Annotated in this window: 18 protein-coding genes; 10 read left to right on the top strand and 8 right to left on the bottom strand. The window is 57.4% G+C overall.

Features of this window, described 5'->3' with window-relative positions:
* Positions 1-53 precede the first annotated feature (53 nt).
* The 3 genes from ACU0FH_RS06980 to ACU0FH_RS06970 form a co-directional block, all read right to left on the bottom strand.
* Positions 54-815 carry an ABC transporter permease gene (locus ACU0FH_RS06980; protein WP_446193957.1) on the bottom strand — a complete coding sequence of 254 codons (762 nt, stop codon included), beginning with the start codon at positions 813-815 and terminating at the stop codon, positions 54-56.
* Positions 815-1,741: an ABC transporter ATP-binding protein gene (locus tag ACU0FH_RS06975; RefSeq protein ID WP_446193956.1), complete on the bottom strand. Its 927-nt coding sequence runs from the start codon at positions 1,739-1,741 to the stop codon at positions 815-817. The genes ACU0FH_RS06980 and ACU0FH_RS06975 overlap by 1 nt, the downstream gene beginning before the upstream one ends.
* A 105-nt stretch (positions 1,742-1,846) precedes the next feature.
* Positions 1,847-2,356: a CoxG family protein gene (locus ACU0FH_RS06970; RefSeq protein WP_446193955.1), complete on the bottom strand. Its 510-nt coding sequence runs from the start codon at positions 2,354-2,356 to the stop codon at positions 1,847-1,849.
* 179 nt (positions 2,357-2,535) lie between these two features.
* On the opposite strand from ACU0FH_RS06970, the gene ACU0FH_RS06965 reads away from it, so the two are divergent.
* From ACU0FH_RS06965 to ACU0FH_RS06940, 6 genes are all read left to right on the top strand, one after another.
* On the top strand, positions 2,536-3,519 hold the full coding sequence (locus ACU0FH_RS06965) for a DMT family transporter (protein WP_446193954.1): 984 nt from the start codon (positions 2,536-2,538) through the stop codon (positions 3,517-3,519).
* 248 nt (positions 3,520-3,767) lie between these two features.
* On the top strand, positions 3,768-5,195 hold the full coding sequence (locus tag ACU0FH_RS06960; protein ID WP_446193953.1) for a circularly permuted type 2 ATP-grasp protein: 1,428 nt from the start codon (positions 3,768-3,770) through the stop codon (positions 5,193-5,195).
* Between the two features lie 4 nt (positions 5,196-5,199).
* A complete protein-coding gene (locus ACU0FH_RS06955; protein ID WP_446193952.1) occupies positions 5,200-6,141 on the top strand; it encodes an alpha-E domain-containing protein in 942 nt (313 codons plus the stop codon).
* 15 nt (positions 6,142-6,156) lie between these two features.
* Positions 6,157-6,954 (top strand): transglutaminase family protein, encoded by a 798-nt coding sequence (locus ACU0FH_RS06950; RefSeq protein WP_446193951.1) that lies wholly within the window; start codon positions 6,157-6,159, stop codon positions 6,952-6,954.
* Positions 6,955-6,994: 40 nt separating this feature from the next.
* On the top strand, positions 6,995-7,726 hold the full coding sequence (locus ACU0FH_RS06945; protein WP_238370905.1) for a proteasome-type protease: 732 nt from the start codon (positions 6,995-6,997) through the stop codon (positions 7,724-7,726).
* A 148-nt stretch (positions 7,727-7,874) separates the two neighbouring features.
* Entirely contained in the window at positions 7,875-8,978 is a 1,104-nt protein-coding gene (locus tag ACU0FH_RS06940) for an AI-2E family transporter (RefSeq protein WP_446194161.1), read from the top strand.
* Here ACU0FH_RS06940 and ACU0FH_RS06935 read toward each other — a convergent pair.
* The 4 genes from ACU0FH_RS06935 to ACU0FH_RS06920 are packed head-to-tail and all read right to left on the bottom strand — an operon-like array spanning position 8,942 to position 12,943.
* Complete coding sequence (locus tag ACU0FH_RS06935) at positions 8,942-10,495, bottom strand: phospholipase D-like domain-containing protein (RefSeq protein ID WP_446193950.1); 1,554 nt, start codon at positions 10,493-10,495, stop codon at positions 8,942-8,944. The two genes, ACU0FH_RS06940 and ACU0FH_RS06935, sit on opposite strands and share 37 nt — an antisense overlap.
* Positions 10,495-12,162, bottom strand: coding sequence for a histidine kinase dimerization/phosphoacceptor domain -containing protein (locus tag ACU0FH_RS06930; RefSeq protein WP_446193949.1), 1,668 nt, complete (start codon positions 12,160-12,162; stop codon positions 10,495-10,497). Before ACU0FH_RS06930 ends, ACU0FH_RS06935 begins: the two co-directional genes overlap by 1 nt.
* Positions 12,163-12,221: 59 nt before the next feature.
* The gene (locus ACU0FH_RS06925; protein WP_238370902.1) at positions 12,222-12,779 is read right to left on the bottom strand and encodes an RNA polymerase sigma factor; all 558 of its coding nucleotides are present in this window, start codon (positions 12,777-12,779) and stop codon (positions 12,222-12,224) included.
* Positions 12,776-12,943 carry a NepR family anti-sigma factor gene (locus ACU0FH_RS06920; RefSeq protein WP_337926797.1) on the bottom strand — a complete coding sequence of 56 codons (168 nt, stop codon included), beginning with the start codon at positions 12,941-12,943 and terminating at the stop codon, positions 12,776-12,778. The genes ACU0FH_RS06925 and ACU0FH_RS06920 overlap by 4 nt, the downstream gene beginning before the upstream one ends.
* A 108-nt stretch (positions 12,944-13,051) precedes the next feature.
* Here ACU0FH_RS06920 and ACU0FH_RS06915 point away from each other — a divergent pair, with 108 nt between their 5' ends.
* The 3 genes from ACU0FH_RS06915 to ACU0FH_RS06905 all read left to right on the top strand — a co-directional run bounded on the left by ACU0FH_RS06915 (position 13,052) and on the right by ACU0FH_RS06905 (position 14,765).
* Positions 13,052-13,870 carry a response regulator gene (locus ACU0FH_RS06915; protein ID WP_446193948.1) on the top strand — a complete coding sequence of 273 codons (819 nt, stop codon included), beginning with the start codon at positions 13,052-13,054 and terminating at the stop codon, positions 13,868-13,870.
* Positions 13,871-14,074: 204 nt separating this feature from the next.
* Entirely contained in the window at positions 14,075-14,401 is a 327-nt protein-coding gene (locus tag ACU0FH_RS06910) for a DUF883 family protein (RefSeq protein ID WP_446193947.1), read from the top strand.
* Between the two features lies 1 nt (position 14,402).
* Positions 14,403-14,765 carry a phage holin family protein gene (locus ACU0FH_RS06905; protein WP_446193946.1) on the top strand — a complete coding sequence of 121 codons (363 nt, stop codon included), beginning with the start codon at positions 14,403-14,405 and terminating at the stop codon, positions 14,763-14,765.
* On the opposite strand, the gene ACU0FH_RS06900 is transcribed toward ACU0FH_RS06905, so the two are convergent.
* The gene (locus tag ACU0FH_RS06900; protein ID WP_238370898.1) at positions 14,740-15,096 is read right to left on the bottom strand and encodes a hypothetical protein; all 357 of its coding nucleotides are present in this window, start codon (positions 15,094-15,096) and stop codon (positions 14,740-14,742) included. The two genes, ACU0FH_RS06905 and ACU0FH_RS06900, sit on opposite strands and share 26 nt — an antisense overlap.
* An 88-nt stretch (positions 15,097-15,184) precedes the next feature.
* Here ACU0FH_RS06900 and ACU0FH_RS06895 point away from each other — a divergent pair, with 88 nt between their 5' ends.
* Positions 15,185-15,913: a Crp/Fnr family transcriptional regulator gene (locus ACU0FH_RS06895; RefSeq protein WP_446193945.1), complete on the top strand. Its 729-nt coding sequence runs from the start codon at positions 15,185-15,187 to the stop codon at positions 15,911-15,913.
* The last annotated feature ends 6 nt before the right edge of the window (positions 15,914-15,919 follow it).

Raw genomic sequence — 15,919 nt, 5'->3', positions numbered from 1 at the left:
ACTTGCGGGCAAGGCACGAATTCAGGCCTCGCCAGCAAAAATATCACTCAGGATCAGCTCCGGATGCGCCAGCCGGTACGGAAGATCAGCCAGATCACGCCAAGGCACAACCCGGTAAACAAGGCGATTGCTAGCAGGCTGATGCCAATCGGCACATCCGCCATGTCGAAGAACGCCCAGCGAAACCCCGAGATCAAATACAGAACCGGGTTGAAATGCGTGATGGTCTGCCAGACCGGCGGCAACATCGACACGGAATAAAACGACCCCCCCAGAAAGATCAGCGGCGTGACGATCAGCAATGGCACCAGTTGCAACTGTTCGAAATTCTTCGCCCAGATCCCGATGATGAACCCGAAAAGCGCAAAGCTGAGACATGTCATCACCAGAAACGCCACCATCGCCAGCGGGTGGGCGATATTCAGATCCACGAAGAAATTCGCGGTAATCAGGATCACGACACCGATGAACAACGCCTTGGTCGCTGCCGCCCCCACGTAGCCTAGCACGATCTCGAAAAAGCTGATCGGCGCTGACAGATGTTCATAGATCGTGCCGATGAACTTGGGGAAATAGATCCCGAAAGCCGCGTTGGAAATCGACTGGGTGATGACCGACAGCATGATCAGCCCCGGCACGATGAAAGCCCCATAGCTGACTCCTTCGACCTGATCGATCCGGCTGCCGATGGCGGCGCCGAAGACCACGAAATACAGCGAGGTCGAGATCACCGGCGAGACAAAGCTTTGCATGATCGTCCGAAAGAAACGTGACATCTCGAACCGGTAGATGGCGGCGATAGCAATCCAGTTCATTACGCGTCCTCCTCGACCAGATTGACAAAGATATCCTCAAGGCTGCTCTGCCGCGTCTGAACATCGCGCAGCGTCAGCCCCGCGTCGGAAATGGCGTTCAACAGCTTGGTGATGCCGGTGCGTTCCGCATGGGTATCGTAGGAATAGATCAACGTCTCGCCCCCCTGCCCGATCTCGAGACCGAAATCCGCGAGGCTGGCGGGAAGTGTTTCAATCGGTGCGGTCAGCTGCACCTCAAGCTGTTTACGCCCCATCTGCCGCATCAGTTCGGCTTTCTCCTGCACGAGAAGAAGCTCTCCGCGCGTGATGACACCGATCCGGTCGGCGATTGCTTCGGCCTCTTCGATGTAATGGGTTGTGAGGATGATGGTCACGCCATCGGCCTTCATCTCGGCAACGATGTCCCACATGTCCTTGCGCAGCGCCACGTCGACACCGGCGGTCGGCTCATCAAGAAAGAGCACGCGCGGCTCATGCGCCAGCGCCTTGGCGATCAGCACCCGGCGCTTCATGCCGCCCGACAGTTCCTTGATCTGGTTGTCGCGCTTGTCCCAGAGCGAGAGCTTGCGGAGTATTTCCTCGACCAGCGCATCGTTGCGCGGCTTGCCGAAAAGACCACGGCTCAGGCGCACGGTGTTGCGGACGGTCTCGAACTGTTCCACGACGACTTCCTGCGGCACCAGTCCGATCAGTGACCGCGCGGCCCGGTAGTCACGCAGGATGTCATGCCCACCCACCGTCACCGACCCCGAAGACGGGGTCACCAAACCGCAGACCGCGGAAATGAGAGTTGTTTTTCCTGCACCGTTCGGTCCGAGAAGAGCAAGGATTTCCCCCTCTTCGATGTCGAGCGAAACGCCTTTCAGCGCCTCGAACCCGCCATCATAAACTTTGCGCAGATTTTTTACGCTGAGAATTGCGGCCATCTCTGCCTCCTTTTTCAGCAGCGATCTATGCCGATCCGGGTCAGAGGCCAATATATTTTGCCGCACAGGTACCTGTGCGGCCTGTTTTCAAAGCGATGGCGAAGCTCAGGTTTTGCTGAACCAGCCTTTTTTCGCAGGCGCTTCTTCCGCCACGGCCTCGCCTTCTTCGGCGGGGCCTTCGATCTGCTCGACAAAGTTGGAAAAGAACTGATCGGCCATTTTCTTAGCGAAGCCGTCGATCAACCGGCTGCCCAGCTGCGCGAGCTTGCCGCCGACCTTGGCCTCGACATCATAGCTCAGCAGCGTGCCACCGGTGTCGGTTGGCTCCAACGTGACCACCGCTCCGCCCTTGGCAAACCCGGCCGCGCCGCCCTTGCCCTCGCCGGTGATGGTCATCTTCTCGTTTTCGACCATGTCGGTCATCGTGACCTGACCTTTGAACGTCGCTTTGACAGGCCCGACCTTCTGAACGACCGTTGCCTCATAGCCATCCTGCGGATTGCCGGTGACTTCCTGCGCGCCGGGCACGCAGTTCTTAAGCATATCGGGATCAAGAAGGGCTGCGTAAACCGTTGCGGGGTCTGCCTTGATCTCGCGCTGATCGCTCATCTGCATGGGGGTGGCTCCTCTTGATGAATACCCGTGGCCTTGATTTCTAAACGAGAACTTGCCGTTACGCCAATACGAACTCTGCAAGGAAATGTCGGAAACAGACCTTGCAGCAAATACCGACCATGGTAGCACAGTCGTGTACCGGTCGTGGCAGCGCGCCGGAGAGAAGTCGAAGGAACCCCATGAAACTGATGCCGACAAACCATGCTGCCTCGGGCATCTTTTTCATTCTGGCGGGCGTTCTTGCGATGTCCATCAACGATCTGCTGATCAAATCCCTGTCCGGCGGCTATCCCCTGCACCAGATCGTGTTTATCCGCTCAGCGATCGGCATCGGTTTCAGCCTGCTACTTGTGCAGCTTGAAGGCGGCTGGTCGATCCTCAAGCCCAAGGCGCCCTGGTTGCAGCTTTGCCGGGCCTTGTTGGTTGTCGTATCGAACATGGCCTATTTCGTTGCCATCGCGGCCCTGCCACTCGCTAATGCCACCGCGCTGTTCTTTGTCGCGCCGCTGTTCATCACGGTGCTGTCGATCCCCCTGCTGGGCGAGAAAGTCGGCCCGCTTAGGATGGGGGCTGTGCTCGTCGGCTTTATCGGCGTCGTCATCATGCAGCGCCCCTGGGCGTCGGCTGGATCGCTTGAGGTCAGCCGCATCATTCTGCTCCTGCCGGTGTTCGCCGCGCTGACCTATGCGCTGATGCAGCTTTTGACCCGCAGGCTGGGCGCCACCAGCAAGGCCTCGGCCCTTTCCGTGTATATTCAGGGGACGTTCATGATCGTCTCGATAGGGTTTTACCTCGTCGCAGGCGACGGTCACTTCGTCGAAGGCGTGGACAATCCCAGTTTGCTCTTCCTCCTGCGCGCCTGGGTCTGGCCGCAGGATGGCGACTGGGGGCCGCTGATCGGGCTGGGACTCAACTCGGCGATCATCGGCTATTGCGTGAGCCAGGCCTACCGCATGACCGACGCGGCGACGCTTGCCCCGTTCGAATATGCTGGCCTGCCGCTGGCCGTGTTGTGGGGCTGGCTCTTCTGGTCCGACCTGCCGGATCTGACAATCTGGATTGGCATGGCGCTTATCATCGGATCGGGTCTTTTCGTATTCCTGCGCGAAAAGCAAAAGTCGCGCGCCATTGCCAGATCCGTCAGGATCAGAACCCGCGCCTGACGCCCGTTTCATACGAACGGCACGCCGCCAAACCACTTTAGGTTGCGACGCCGCGCGCTGCCGTCTAACCTTTTGACGGAAAGCCCGGCATTCGACCGGGCCACCGACCAGCATGGGGCCCAATCGTTTGAAAACAGACAGGAAATACAAGCCTAAGAAACAGGCAGGCCAGCCCGTCCGACAGACGGCGGCATATTCCCGGCACTGTCTTCTGTTGTCGAAACAAAGAATCCCACTATGGTTAAGTCATGGTTGGTGAAAACAAATTTTTCGACGAGATGAGCGGCCACAACGGCACTGTCCGTGATGCCTATGCGGCCTATCATGACTGGTTCGCTGAGCAGGACGCCGAACGTCTCGCAAAGAAATCGCAGGATGCCGAGACATTCTTCCGGCGGACCGGCATTACCTTTAACGTTTACGGCCAGAGCGAGGCGCAAGAACGGCTGATCCCCTTTGATCTGGTTCCGCGTATCCTTGCCCAACGGGAATGGACGAAGCTGGCAAAAGGCATCGAGCAGCGGGTCGCCGCGATCAACGCCTTTCTGCATGACATCTATAACCGTCAGGAAATCCTGCGCGCCGGACGCGTGCCCAAGCACCTGATCGAAGGGAACGAAGCCTTTCTGCCGCAAATGCTGGGTTTCAGCCCGCCGGGCCAAGTCTACACCCACATCGTCGGCACCGACATCGTGCGCACTGGCGAAGGCGATTTCTTTGTTCTCGAAGACAATGCGCGGACACCCTCGGGCGTGTCCTACATGCTGGAAAACCGCGAAACGATGCTCCAGATGTTCCCCGAGCTGTTCTCCAAGATCAAGGTTCAGCCGGTCAGCGACTACCCCAAGAACCTGCGTCGCTCGCTTGCCGCCTGCGCGCCGAGTTCGGCCGGATCGAAGCCGACCATCGCCGTGCTGACACCGGGCATCTACAACTCGGCCTATTTCGAACATTCCTTCCTCGCCGACCAGATGGGCGCGGAACTGGTCGAAGGCCATGACCTGCGCGTGGTCGATGGCCATATCGCGATGCGCACGACCCAGGGGTACAAGCGGATCGACGTGATTTACCGCCGGATCGACGACGATTTTCTAGACCCGCTGACCTTTAATCCGGAATCGATGCTGGGCGTCCCCGGCATCATGGATGTCTACCGCGCGGGCAACATCACCATCGCCAACGCGCCCGGCGCAGGCATCGCAGATGACAAGGCGATCTATTCCTACATGCCGGATATCGTCGAGTTTTACACCGGCGAAAAGGCCATCTTGAAGAATGTAGAGACATGGCGCTGCGGCGAACCCGGCGCGCTTCAATACGTGCTCGACAACCTCAAGGATCTGGTGGTCAAAGAGGTGCACGGCTCGGGCGGCTACGGCATGCTCGTTGGCCCCGCCGCCAGCAAGAAAGAGCTCGCTACCTTTGCCGAAAAGCTCAAGGCAAAGCCGGGCAATTACATCGCTCAGCCCACGCTTTCGCTCTCCACGGTCCCGATATTCACGGAATCGGAACTCGCGCCGCGTCACGTCGATTTGCGGCCCTTCGTGCTGGTATCGCCACAGGGCATCAATATCGTGCCCGGCGGCCTGACCCGCGTCGCGCTCGCCAAAGGATCGCTTGTCGTCAACTCGAGCCAGGGCGGCGGCACCAAGGACACCTGGGTGCTGGAGGACTGAGAAAATGCTAGGAAAGACAGCCGGCGGCCTCTACTGGATGTTCCGCTACCTTGAGCGTACGGAAAATATCGCGCGCCTGATCGAGGCCGGATTCCGCATTGCGCTGACCCGCTCGACAGACGCCGAATCCGAATGGAAATCGGTCGTGACGACCTCGGGCGTTTCTGCCGGATACGCGGCGAAATACGACAATTACACCGCGACCAACGTAGTCGACTACCTTTTGCGCGACACGTCCAACCCTTCCAGCGTGACCTCGGTCACCGGGGCGGCCCGCGACAATGCGCGGCTGGTGCGCACCGCGCTGACCACCGAAGTCTGGGAAGCCGTCAACGAGACTTGGATGACGCTGACAGAGCTGTTGGCAAACCCGGTTCGCGAAACCGAACTGCCGTCGGTTCTGAACACGATCCGCCAGCAAAGCGCGCTGGTCCGGGGCGCGCTTCACGGCACGATGCTGCGCAATGACATCTACGATTTCTCACGCATCGGCACCTTTATCGAACGGGCGGACAACACCGCGCGGATCATCGACGTCAAGTATTACACCCTCCTGCCGAACACGAGTTTTGTCGGATCATCGCTCGACAACGTGCAGTGGGAAACCGTGCTGCGTTCAGTCTCGGCGCACCGCTCGTTCCGATGGCTCGGCGAAAGCGAAATGACCGCTTCTGGCATTGCCGATTTCCTGATCCTAGACCGCCGCCTACCCCGTTCGCTTTCCTTCTGCATCAGCCAGATCGTCAGCAATCTGGACTATCTGGCCGAGGATTACGGCGAACGTCATGCCTGCCACGAGATGGCTGAAAAGATTCAGTCCCGGCTCAAAAACCGTGACATCGAGTCGATTTTCGACGAAGGTCTGCATGAATTCATCACCGCTTTCATTCGGGATATAAATTCGCTCGGCCAGCAGATCGAAAGCGATTTCCGGTTTGGCGGCTAGAACGGAACCGACGTTTTGCATCTGACCATCACCCACACAACGCGTTACAGCTACGAAACTCCGGTCCATTACGCGCTTCAGAAAATCCGGCTGATTCCACGCGACACACCCCAGCAGCGGATCAATGACTGGAAGGTGCAGATCACCGGCGGCAACCGCGAAGTGATCTACCACGACCAGCATGGCAACGTGACCGAGCTGATGCAGATCGACCCCGGCGCGACCGAGGTGTCTATCACTGCCTCTGGTCGCGTGGAAACACGCGATACCGCCGGGATTCTCGGCAAGGTCTACGGCTCCATCCCACTGTGGCTTTACCTTCAGCACAGCAAATTGACGAAACCCGGCGACGGCATCCGCGAAATCGCGGCCAGGCTCGAGGCGGCGCAGGACAAGCTTACAGGGTTGCACGACATGTCCGCACGGATCGCCGACGCGGTCAAATACGGATTAGGCCAGACCTATGCCGGAACCACCGCAGAAGAGGCGCTGAAAGGCGGCAAGGGCGTCTGTCAGGACCACGCGCAAATCTTTATCTCCGCCGCGCGCGCGGCGGGCATCCCAGCCCGCTATGTCAGCGGATACCTGATGATGAAGGACCGGGTCGAGCAAAGCGCGACCCACGCATGGGCCGAGGCGCATCTGGATACACTCGGCTGGGTCGGGTTCGACGTCTCCAACGCCCAGTCTCCCGACGAGCACTATGTCAACGTGGCAACCGGGCGGGATTATCTGGACGCGGCGCCGATTTCAGGATTGCGTCAGGGCTCTGGCGATGAATCAATGATTGTGTCGCTGCAAGTCCAACAGTAATAAACGGTCCACGCGCCTCCTAATCCTTGTCGGAAATTTCATGACATACTGCGTTGGCCTCAGCCTTGATCGGGGACTTGTTTTCATGTCCGACACCCGCACTAACGCGGGCGTCGATAACTTTTCCGTAACGCGCAAAATGTTCACCTTCGAGGTTCCGGGCGAGCGGTTCATCACCATCATGACCGCCGGAAACCTTGCAACGACGCAGGCCCTGATCAGCCTGCTCGAGGAACGCTCCAAGGCGGCCTCGGATCGCGACCCGACGATCCTCAAGGTGCCGTCGATGTTTCAGGTCGCCCGGCTGATCGGCGCGACGCTCAAGGAAGTCATCAGCGACAGCACCAGCGAAGGCCAGACCTCGGATGCTGGGTTCCGCGCCACGCTGATCGTCGGCGGCCAGATCGAAGGCGGCCCGCCCCGGCTGTTCCTGATCTACCCCGAGGGCAATTTCGTCGAAGCGACCGAGGACACGCCATTCTTCCAGATCGGTGAAACCAAGTATGGCAAGCCGATCCTTGTGCGGACCTATGACCCCAGCATGAGCTTTAACGATGCCGCCAAACTATTGCTCGTCTCGTTCGATTCAACGGTTAAGGCGAACCTGTCGGTTGGCCTGCCTTTCGACCTGATCACCTATGAAAAGGACACTTTTCAGGTTCACAAGAAGATCCGGATCGAGCAGGACGACCCGATGTATCACTCGATTTCCACCGGCTGGGGCGATGCCCTCCGCGCGGCCTTCGATCTCCTGCCCTCCTACGAACTTTAAATTTCGGAAATCTACATTTTTCTGGAACCCAGCGCCGGGTTCAGGAGTTAGGTGAAGTGCCGCTGGCATCGGTGGCAAAAAAGCGGCTCCCCTCGCACAATTTCGGCCTTTGGCTAATTGACTGTTTTAAATGGATTTTGACCGCTTGATGGACAACGAAATTTCTCCGACCACCGAAAATCCAATCACAGAAAAAACCAGCTTGCTGCGCACCCCCGTCCGGGAAAGTTCGGCGCTTATCCGGTTCACCGTCATTCTTGTATCCGTTGTCACCGTGTTCGCGGTGCTGGATTACGCCCAGAATTTCTTCGGCCCCGTGCTGGCGGCCTTTGTTCTGGGCATCGTGCTTTCGCCGGTCTCACGTCTCTGGATGCGGCTGAACCTTCGTCCGGCGCTTGCTGCACTTGCGACGCTGGTCATCGTACTTCTTGCGCTCGCCACGATCGTGCTGGTCCTTGAACCCTACGTCAGTCAGGCGCTGGACCGCGCGCCCATGATCTGGCGAGAATTCCGCGAAGCCATCGAAGGCGCCCGCCAGATGCTGCAGGGTCTGGACGAGATCTCCAAGGATGTTGCCGCCTCGGTCGATCCCGAAACCCCGCGTGAGGCCGCCTCGGAAGGCTCGATGAACATGCCCAGCGCCTCGGATGCGCTTTTCTACGCACCGCAGGTTCTGGGTCAGGTGATGATCTTCGCCGGGACGCTCTATTTCTTCCTGCTCGTCCGTGTCGAGGTCTATTCCTGGATCGGCGCATCGCTCAAAAAGCTGACCGAGCATGACTTTGAATTCGCGGAACAGCAGGTCGCGCGTTACGTGCTAACCATCACCTCGATCAATCTTGTTTTCGGCTGCCTTGTCGCGGGGGCTATGCAATTGTTCGGCATGCCTGCCCCGATCTTTTGGGGAATGCTCGCCTTTCTGCTGAACTTTATCCTTTATCTCGGCCCCATCGTCATGGGTTTTACCCTCTTGGTGACAGGCCTCGTGGTCTTCGACGGGCCGATCAGTGTCGCGCCCGCCGCGCTCTACATGTGCATGAACATGATGGAGGGCCAGTTCGTCACCCCGGCCTTTGTCGGTCAGCAGATGAAAGTCAGCCCCCTGCTCGTCTTTCTGTCCCTGGTGTTCTGGCTGTGGCTCTGGGGACCGCTCGGCGGCATCATCGCCCTGCCCCTGATGATCTGGTTGATCACCATCGCCGAGGCCTCTCTGGGTCAGACCATTTCTTCGGGGATCCCCGGCAAGGAATGACCAAACCGCCGCGCCGGGGCCGAGGTATAGGGCACGATGAACCCCTTGCGATCCTCGGGCTTGGCGCGCGCGTTCTCGCGGGCACGGTTGCGCCATGCTTCGACCGCCTGATCCGGGTCAAAGAACGATTCGTTTATTCCCTCGACCAGCCAGTGCTCGTAACATTTCTTTTTCAGATGCGAGATGTGCTCGGGTTCAGATATTCTCACGCCCGCCTCGGTATCCCATTTCAGCGATCGACCGTTCAGGTTTGCCGAGGAAACGACGGCTTCACGGTGGTCGAAGATCGACACCTTCGCATGCACGTAGATGATCGGTGCCCCGTAAATCCGGCTTCGGTCGGGTGTGTCGCTGGGCACGGGTCGCGCCGGGGACCCTATGAAAATCCTGTCGCCAAAAGCCTCGCGCAGAATCTTGACGCTTTTGGCCTGCAGATATTCTCCGTAGCGGGCATCTCCTGCGGAGGATTGCTCAAAGGCGACGTCATCCGGGGCGGCTGGTAGAATCAGTATGAGCTTCAATGCCGGGTTTTTCTTGGCCGCCTTGGCAAAACTCTTGGCCAATTTCACATCCCGAAAGAACTGGCTTTCGAGGTAGATCAGGTTCTCCGACCGCGCGACGGCAGCGTGATGAAAATCCGACAATTCCGTTACGCAGACGCTCGGCGACAGCCGGAACAAGTTCAGTTTCGGTTTGCGAGACAGAGTCCGCATCAGGTTTGGCAACTCGGGAGGGTCAATCCGGCGCAGAGTGACATCCTCGAAGGTCTCCAGATGCCGCAACGCATCTTCCACTTCGGGACCTTTCACGCTGACCTGTATGTCATGCCACGTCTCGTCGGCCGCTCGTTCATGCGCCGGCGTATCGTAACGCCTGTCGTTCAGGTCCAGCCCGCCGATGTACAAAAGATCCCGGTCGAAAACCGCGAGTTTTTGGTGATGGGTAACCGGGACAAGGAAAGGCAGCGGCAGCAGCCGCGCGCCAAGCTTATCTTTTAAGCGCCGAAGGTTACGCCGCAGAAACGGTACTTCGGACATAAACCGATCAATATGCGCATGCTCGTCGGTGTTGATCTTTGAAACCGTCTTTCGGATTTCAAGATAGGTTCGCGGCCAAAGCGCAAGGCGCGTGATCGCCCCGACGCGTGCCGGATGCATCGACGCATGAACGCGCAGCAGATCCGGGTTCGTAGACAGTTCACCGGCGGCGGCAATCGCACGAATCGAAGACCATGTGCCACGATGCAGGTCGGGGCGCAGCACAGGGTCGAAATCAGTGATGGTCAGGTCGATCGACACACCGCGGCTTAGGGTGTGCGCAATCAGGTCCATCCAGGTGTCGCCGATTTCGAGCGCTTCGGGCGAATGCAGTTTTGTCCACGGGTCGAAAATCCGGAACGCGAGCGTGACCTTCTCGCGGGCACTAAGAAACATGCGTTCGAATTCGGGGTAGGCCTCGCCGGCGGTTATAAAAACCTGAAAATCCCGAGAGGCCGCAGTTTGCGGGACCGGTCTCATCAGTAGCTTTCCGCCTGTGCCATGAAATCCGCCGCATCGAACGTCACGGTAAGGGCATACTCGTCGGGCTGATCTTCCACGTCCAGCTTGGCGTCAAGCTGGATGGCAAAGGCCTTGATCAGTTTGGTGCCCATGCCCGTGCCCTGTATGACCGGCTCGTCGCCCACGCAGTTTGACAGATGAAACACACGAGTCTTGCCCTCGCCCGCAACGAACGACACCTTGATCCAGCGGTCACCACCGTTGGCTGCACCGACATACTTCATTGCATTGGTCGCAGCTTCGGCCGCCAAAAGCGACATCGGCACCGCCTGATCCGGGTAAAGCATGATATCCTCGATATCGGATTCAATCTGAACCGGCTTACTCTGGTCCGAACCTATGTGGACGCTTTTCTCGATGACCTCGTTGATCAGATTCCCAACATTCACCAGCCCCGCAGAATTGGACTGGTAAAGATCCCGATGAATAGTCGCGAGGCTCAGAACGCGATCCTGCACCCGGCGGAGTATCTCTTTAGCCTCCGGGCTGTCCACATTCCGGATCTGCATGTTCACGATCGACGAAATGAGCTGAAGATTGTTCTTCACCCGATGGTGAATTTCTCGGATCAGCACGTTTTTCTCACGCACTGCATCTTCGAGATTAGCTTCGTCCTGCATGATTGAATAAGCCATGGTACTGAAACTTGTTTGTATCTCTCTCAGTTCCGTCGGCATTTCATTTACTGTCTTCGGCTCCTGCAAGGCACGGTCGCGCGCAAAGCGGACCATCTGGCGACGCAGGCTGCGCACATGGCGCAGAACAAGGTGATGGATGGCGCCGATAACAACGGCAAGGCTGACCAGCCACATCAGGATAGGAAAGATAAGTTGCGGATAGCGCCCGACGATCTGTTCGGCGAGCCCCGACTGCGCATCCCATATCCCCAGCACGAACAATTGACCGTTCTGTATCGGTACAACGCTGTAAATACGGTCCTGACCCAGACGGTTCAGGCTTGAAAACGCGTTCGACGTATCCGTCGTCAGGGCTGTAAGGTTCAACCCCGCCGGAAGCCGTTCGGGGCGGAACTCCTCCCCCCCACGAAACGACAGAACATCGCCCTTGCTGTTGAAGGTAACGATATCCTTCAACGCCATCGCCGCTTCCTTGTCGTCTTGCTCGGGCGGCGAAAGCGTATGGTGCGGGATCGAAATCAGCACATGCCCGGAAATTTGCTCGCCATCCATAACGGGCACGGCAACCGAGATAATTGGCGTGCCACTGATCATAGGGCGGGAAATGACACTGATCGACGGCGACCGGGACTGAAGAAACCCGTAGTAGTTTTCAAACTCCCTGACGTTCATCTGGATGCCACTCGACGAACATCCCATCTGCCCCTCAGGGTCCACGATACCAATGAAGCTGAAACGCTGTGTCCGCTCGACGATTCCCGCCAGATGCTCAGTACACCTCTCTGGGTCGTTTTCCAGATCCTGAGCGAGCTCGGCGATCCCGTCGGCCACGCCATAGGCGCGCTGTATCACGAGCCGTTCACGGAGCGCTGCTTGCTCGACCATAGCCAGTAGCGCAAGCTCGGCATTGCGTCGTGCTTTCTCGGTGACGTTCCTTGTTTGCAGAATAGCCATCAGCCCAACAGGCAGAAGCGCCAGGGAGATCATCACGATCAACCTGGCGCGAAGACTATTCCACCAACGATGCTCTTTAGGCACTTCTGAACTCATCTAGTGGTGGAACCGGCGCCAGCAACGACAGCCATTGTCGCCTGGTCGGTCAGTTCCATCGGTCCATCATCTTCCAATTGCAGTATCTCAGCCAGCTTGGCCCGGCCCCGGTTGGCGCGGCTTTTGATCGTGCCGACTGCTACCTTACACATCGACGCGGCTTCCTCGTAGGAAAAACCCGAGGCCCCGACCAGAATCAGCGCCTCGCGCTGTTCGTCAGGCAGGGTCTCGAATGCCTTCTTGAAGTCGGTGAGTTGCATGCGACCGTCGTGGTCGGGTTTAACGGACAGTGTCGACGTAAAAGCACCGTCAACGTCCGCAACCTCGCGGTTCAGCTTGCGGCGGCTTGAATAGTAAGTGTTGCGAAGAATGGTGAACAGCCAGGCACGCATGTTCGTGCCTTCCTTGAACTTGTCGATGTTGGTCCAGGCTTTGACCACGGTGTCCTGCACCATGTCATCCGCCGTAGCACCATTCCGGGTCAGGCTAAGCGCAAAGGCGCGAAGCGCAGGAAGATGATCGACCAAACCGTCGCGAGGATCAGTTTTGTTCATTTCTTGGACTTCTCTTCCGCTTCCTGAGCTTTCAGTACTGCGAGCAAATCCTTGAACCTGTCCGGCAGGTCTTCTTGCACGAGATCCGAATAGACCAGCTTCAGATTTTGATCGATTATCGCTGCAACCCGATCCGATCCTTTATTGTTTTCTGTCGCCATCATATTTCTCTGCTATTCCCACTGCCGTCCAAAAAACCTATGCTACATCAGGAACCAAACGCAATGATCAGACGTTCGGTTCCGACTGATATGAAAAAAAGGCGAAATAATATGTCAGATGGTGACACGACACCTGACCTCTCCGACCAGATAGCCGGGGAGCTTCCATATCTGAGAAGATATGCACGTGCTCTGACGGGCGCTCAATCGAGCGGTGACAAATATGCGGTTGCGACGCTCGAAACGATTCTACAGGATCGTTCCGTCTTTGCCGACGACGTTTCCGTCCGGGTCGGATTGTTCAAATGCTTCCATGCCATCTGGTCGAGCAGCGGTGCTCCCATGGCCGAGATCGAGCAGGAATCCACTTTCGCAAAGGCTCAGGCCTATCTTGGCAACCTTGAGAAAAACACGCGCGAAGCACTGCTGCTTTCGACCGTCGAGGAATTTTCCATCGCGGACATCAGCACGATCATGCAGATCAGCCGTGATGAGGTGCGTCACCTGATCAACGTGGCCCGTATGGACATGCAAAGCGCCATTTCCGGGCGGGTTCTGGTGATCGAGGATGAACCGATCATCGCAGCGGATATCAGCGCCATCGTGACCGATCTTGGCCACGAGGTCACTGGCGTCGGTCGCACCCGGACAAGCGCTGTGGAATTGGGCAAGCAAACAAAGCCGGACCTGATTCTCGCGGATATCCAGCTCGCAGACAATTCTTCCGGAATCGACGCGGTAAACGACCTACTCAAGGCAATAGGGGATGTACCGGTGATCTTCATCACCGCCTTCCCGGAACGTCTGCTCACCGGCGAACGTCCCGAACCGGCCTTCCTGATCTCCAAACCCTACAAGGAAGATCAGGTTAAATCGGCCGTGAGCCAGGCAATGTTCTTTGCCTCGACCGAAACGCTGAAAAACGCGTGAATTAACCGGCAAAACGCTTTCGAGAAACCCGGCTCCTCCAGCCGGGTTTTTTCATTTTCATCCTTAGCCGATGCCCATCAAAACATGTGGATGAAATGCATGTTTCAATTTTTCTGGTCAGCTTGCTTAATGATCGCGAAACTTTAATCCATTCGGCGCGTTAGCCCATCAAGCTCCCACAGCAATTCTTTAAAGGAGACCGAAATGGCCAATACTACAACGAAACTGAACCCCGGCGCTTCCGACAGCACTCAGCAGAAAACTGTCGACGAACTCAGCGCGCAGATTGAAACGCTACGCAAGGACCTGTCGTCGCTGACGGAAACGATCACCGAAATCGGCCGCGAAAAGAAATCCGAACTGACGAACACCGCTCGCCGCAAGAAAGCCGAAGCCGAAGATTATATCACGACACAGGCACGCGACGCGCGCGATCAGGCGACAGAGTTCGTATCGACGCAACCCGCCACCGCCCTCGGCATCGCCGCCGGTATCGGCTTTCTCATTGGTTGCCTGACCAGCCGCCGCTAATATGCTTAATGGTGTAAAGCAAGCGGCGGCAGATGCTGCCCGAACAGCAGCCCTGCTTTCCGTGGGACTGCTGATTTTACTCGTTGGCCTAGGCTTTTTAACACTCGCCGCCTGGATCTATCTTTCCATTACTTATGACGCGCTTACGGCTTCGCTGATCATCGGATGCTGTTACGCTGGCGTAGGCCTGATATTCATCGCGGTCGCGCTGATGAGCAACGGCAGCAGTCGACGTCACGCCGTGCGTCAGCAACAACGGGTTCAGGCAGCAGCCTCATCCGTCCCACCGAAATCTCCGCCGCTTGTACAGGCGTTTCTCTATGGAATGCAGGCTGGGCTCAACGCCGGGGCGCGCCGAGATTGACGATCGCGCTAGAGATCATGTCCGTCGTGAATGGCCGTTGAACAAGGATCGAGTTGGGAACGGCTAGATTATTGTACTCCGGCTGCTCGGCCACCACGACGGTGCGCTCCGAAAGGACGTGAAGGGTTTCCTTCACCCGAGGGCTACGTAGCTCCGACGAGGGAACGCTGACGATGGTCAGCCATGGCTTGGCGATGCGCACCAACGCGTCATGTGCATCTGCAATCGACGAAAAAACATGTACGACGCCGTCGGGCACAAACTCTGCGAGCGCTTCGGACAGGTCCAAAGCGATCACAGGGTCAGGATCGACTACGAAAAGATTTGGCATCGAGGAAAAGCTCCGTATTTTAGGAGACATTTAACGACGCTGCGAATTCTTCGCATTAAACTATGACATACAAGGTTAAGACCGCAGCATGCCAATCAAATGTCAAAGATGCCCCCTGCGAAACAAGGATGCCTACATTGATCTCACCCCGGAGGAGATCAAGTTCATGGAGCGTTTCAAGGTTGGCGAACTCACCGTCGACGCCGGCGCGCCCATCCTTATGGAAGGTTCGAACAGTCCGCAGCTCTTTACCGTGCTGCGCGGCCTCGGCCTACGCTATAAAACCACCGAAGATGGTAAACGACAGGTTATCAACTTCATTTTTCCCGGTGATTTCATAGGCTTGCAGGCAGGCATCATGCGGGAAATGGGTCATTCCGTCGAAGCGACCACGAAAATGACCCTCTGCGTCTTTGATCGCTCAGGTATATGGACACTTTTCAAATCTCAACCAGAGCGTGCATTCGATCTGACCTGGCTCGCTGCTGTCGAAGAACATTTTCTCGGCGAAACATTGCTTTCTCTCGGCCAGCGCTCGGCCTCACAGGCCATCGCATGGGCGCTTCTCAAAATTTTTCTTCGTGGAAAAACGCTTGGTCTGGTGGAAAACAGGGCGATGAACCTCCCCTATCGTCAGCAAGATCTCGCCGATGCGCTGGGGCTGTCGCTGGTTCACACGAACAAGACGCTGGCGAAATTGCGGGCGAGTCAGCTCGCCAATTGGTCGAGCGACAGTCTCAAGGTCTACGACATCGAAAAGCTCGCCGAGATGGCCAAATCGGACGCATCGCTGCCTAACCCGCGCCCCTTGCTTTAGAAACGA

Source organism: Heliomarina sp., assembly GCF_052826185.1.
Note: the sequence above shows the minus strand (reverse complement) of the source record. Positions and strands in the feature narration are given on the sequence as shown.

Coding starts and splice junctions, on each gene's coding strand:
- ACU0FH_RS06980 (WP_446193957.1), bottom strand. CDS start 815: ATGAACTGGATTGCTATCGCCGCCATCTACCGGTTCGAGATGTCACGT.
- ACU0FH_RS06975 (WP_446193956.1), bottom strand. CDS start 1,741: ATGGCCGCAATTCTCAGCGTAAAAAATCTGCGCAAAGTTTATGATGGC.
- ACU0FH_RS06970 (WP_446193955.1), bottom strand. CDS start 2,356: ATGCAGATGAGCGATCAGCGCGAGATCAAGGCAGACCCCGCAACGGTT.
- ACU0FH_RS06965 (WP_446193954.1), top strand. CDS start 2,536: ATGAAACTGATGCCGACAAACCATGCTGCCTCGGGCATCTTTTTCATT.
- ACU0FH_RS06960 (WP_446193953.1), top strand. CDS start 3,768: ATGGTTGGTGAAAACAAATTTTTCGACGAGATGAGCGGCCACAACGGC.
- ACU0FH_RS06955 (WP_446193952.1), top strand. CDS start 5,200: ATGCTAGGAAAGACAGCCGGCGGCCTCTACTGGATGTTCCGCTACCTT.
- ACU0FH_RS06945 (WP_238370905.1), top strand. CDS start 6,995: ATGACATACTGCGTTGGCCTCAGCCTTGATCGGGGACTTGTTTTCATG.
- ACU0FH_RS06940 (WP_446194161.1), top strand. CDS start 7,875: ATGGACAACGAAATTTCTCCGACCACCGAAAATCCAATCACAGAAAAA.
- ACU0FH_RS06935 (WP_446193950.1), bottom strand. CDS start 10,495: ATGAGACCGGTCCCGCAAACTGCGGCCTCTCGGGATTTTCAGGTTTTT.
- ACU0FH_RS06930 (WP_446193949.1), bottom strand. CDS start 12,162: ATGATCTCCCTGGCGCTTCTGCCTGTTGGGCTGATGGCTATTCTGCAA.
- ACU0FH_RS06925 (WP_238370902.1), bottom strand. CDS start 12,779: ATGAACAAAACTGATCCTCGCGACGGTTTGGTCGATCATCTTCCTGCG.
- ACU0FH_RS06920 (WP_337926797.1), bottom strand. CDS start 12,943: ATGATGGCGACAGAAAACAATAAAGGATCGGATCGGGTTGCAGCGATA.
- ACU0FH_RS06915 (WP_446193948.1), top strand. CDS start 13,052: ATGTCAGATGGTGACACGACACCTGACCTCTCCGACCAGATAGCCGGG.
- ACU0FH_RS06910 (WP_446193947.1), top strand. CDS start 14,075: ATGGCCAATACTACAACGAAACTGAACCCCGGCGCTTCCGACAGCACT.
- ACU0FH_RS06905 (WP_446193946.1), top strand. CDS start 14,403: ATGCTTAATGGTGTAAAGCAAGCGGCGGCAGATGCTGCCCGAACAGCA.
- ACU0FH_RS06900 (WP_238370898.1), bottom strand. CDS start 15,096: ATGCCAAATCTTTTCGTAGTCGATCCTGACCCTGTGATCGCTTTGGAC.
- ACU0FH_RS06895 (WP_446193945.1), top strand. CDS start 15,185: ATGCCAATCAAATGTCAAAGATGCCCCCTGCGAAACAAGGATGCCTAC.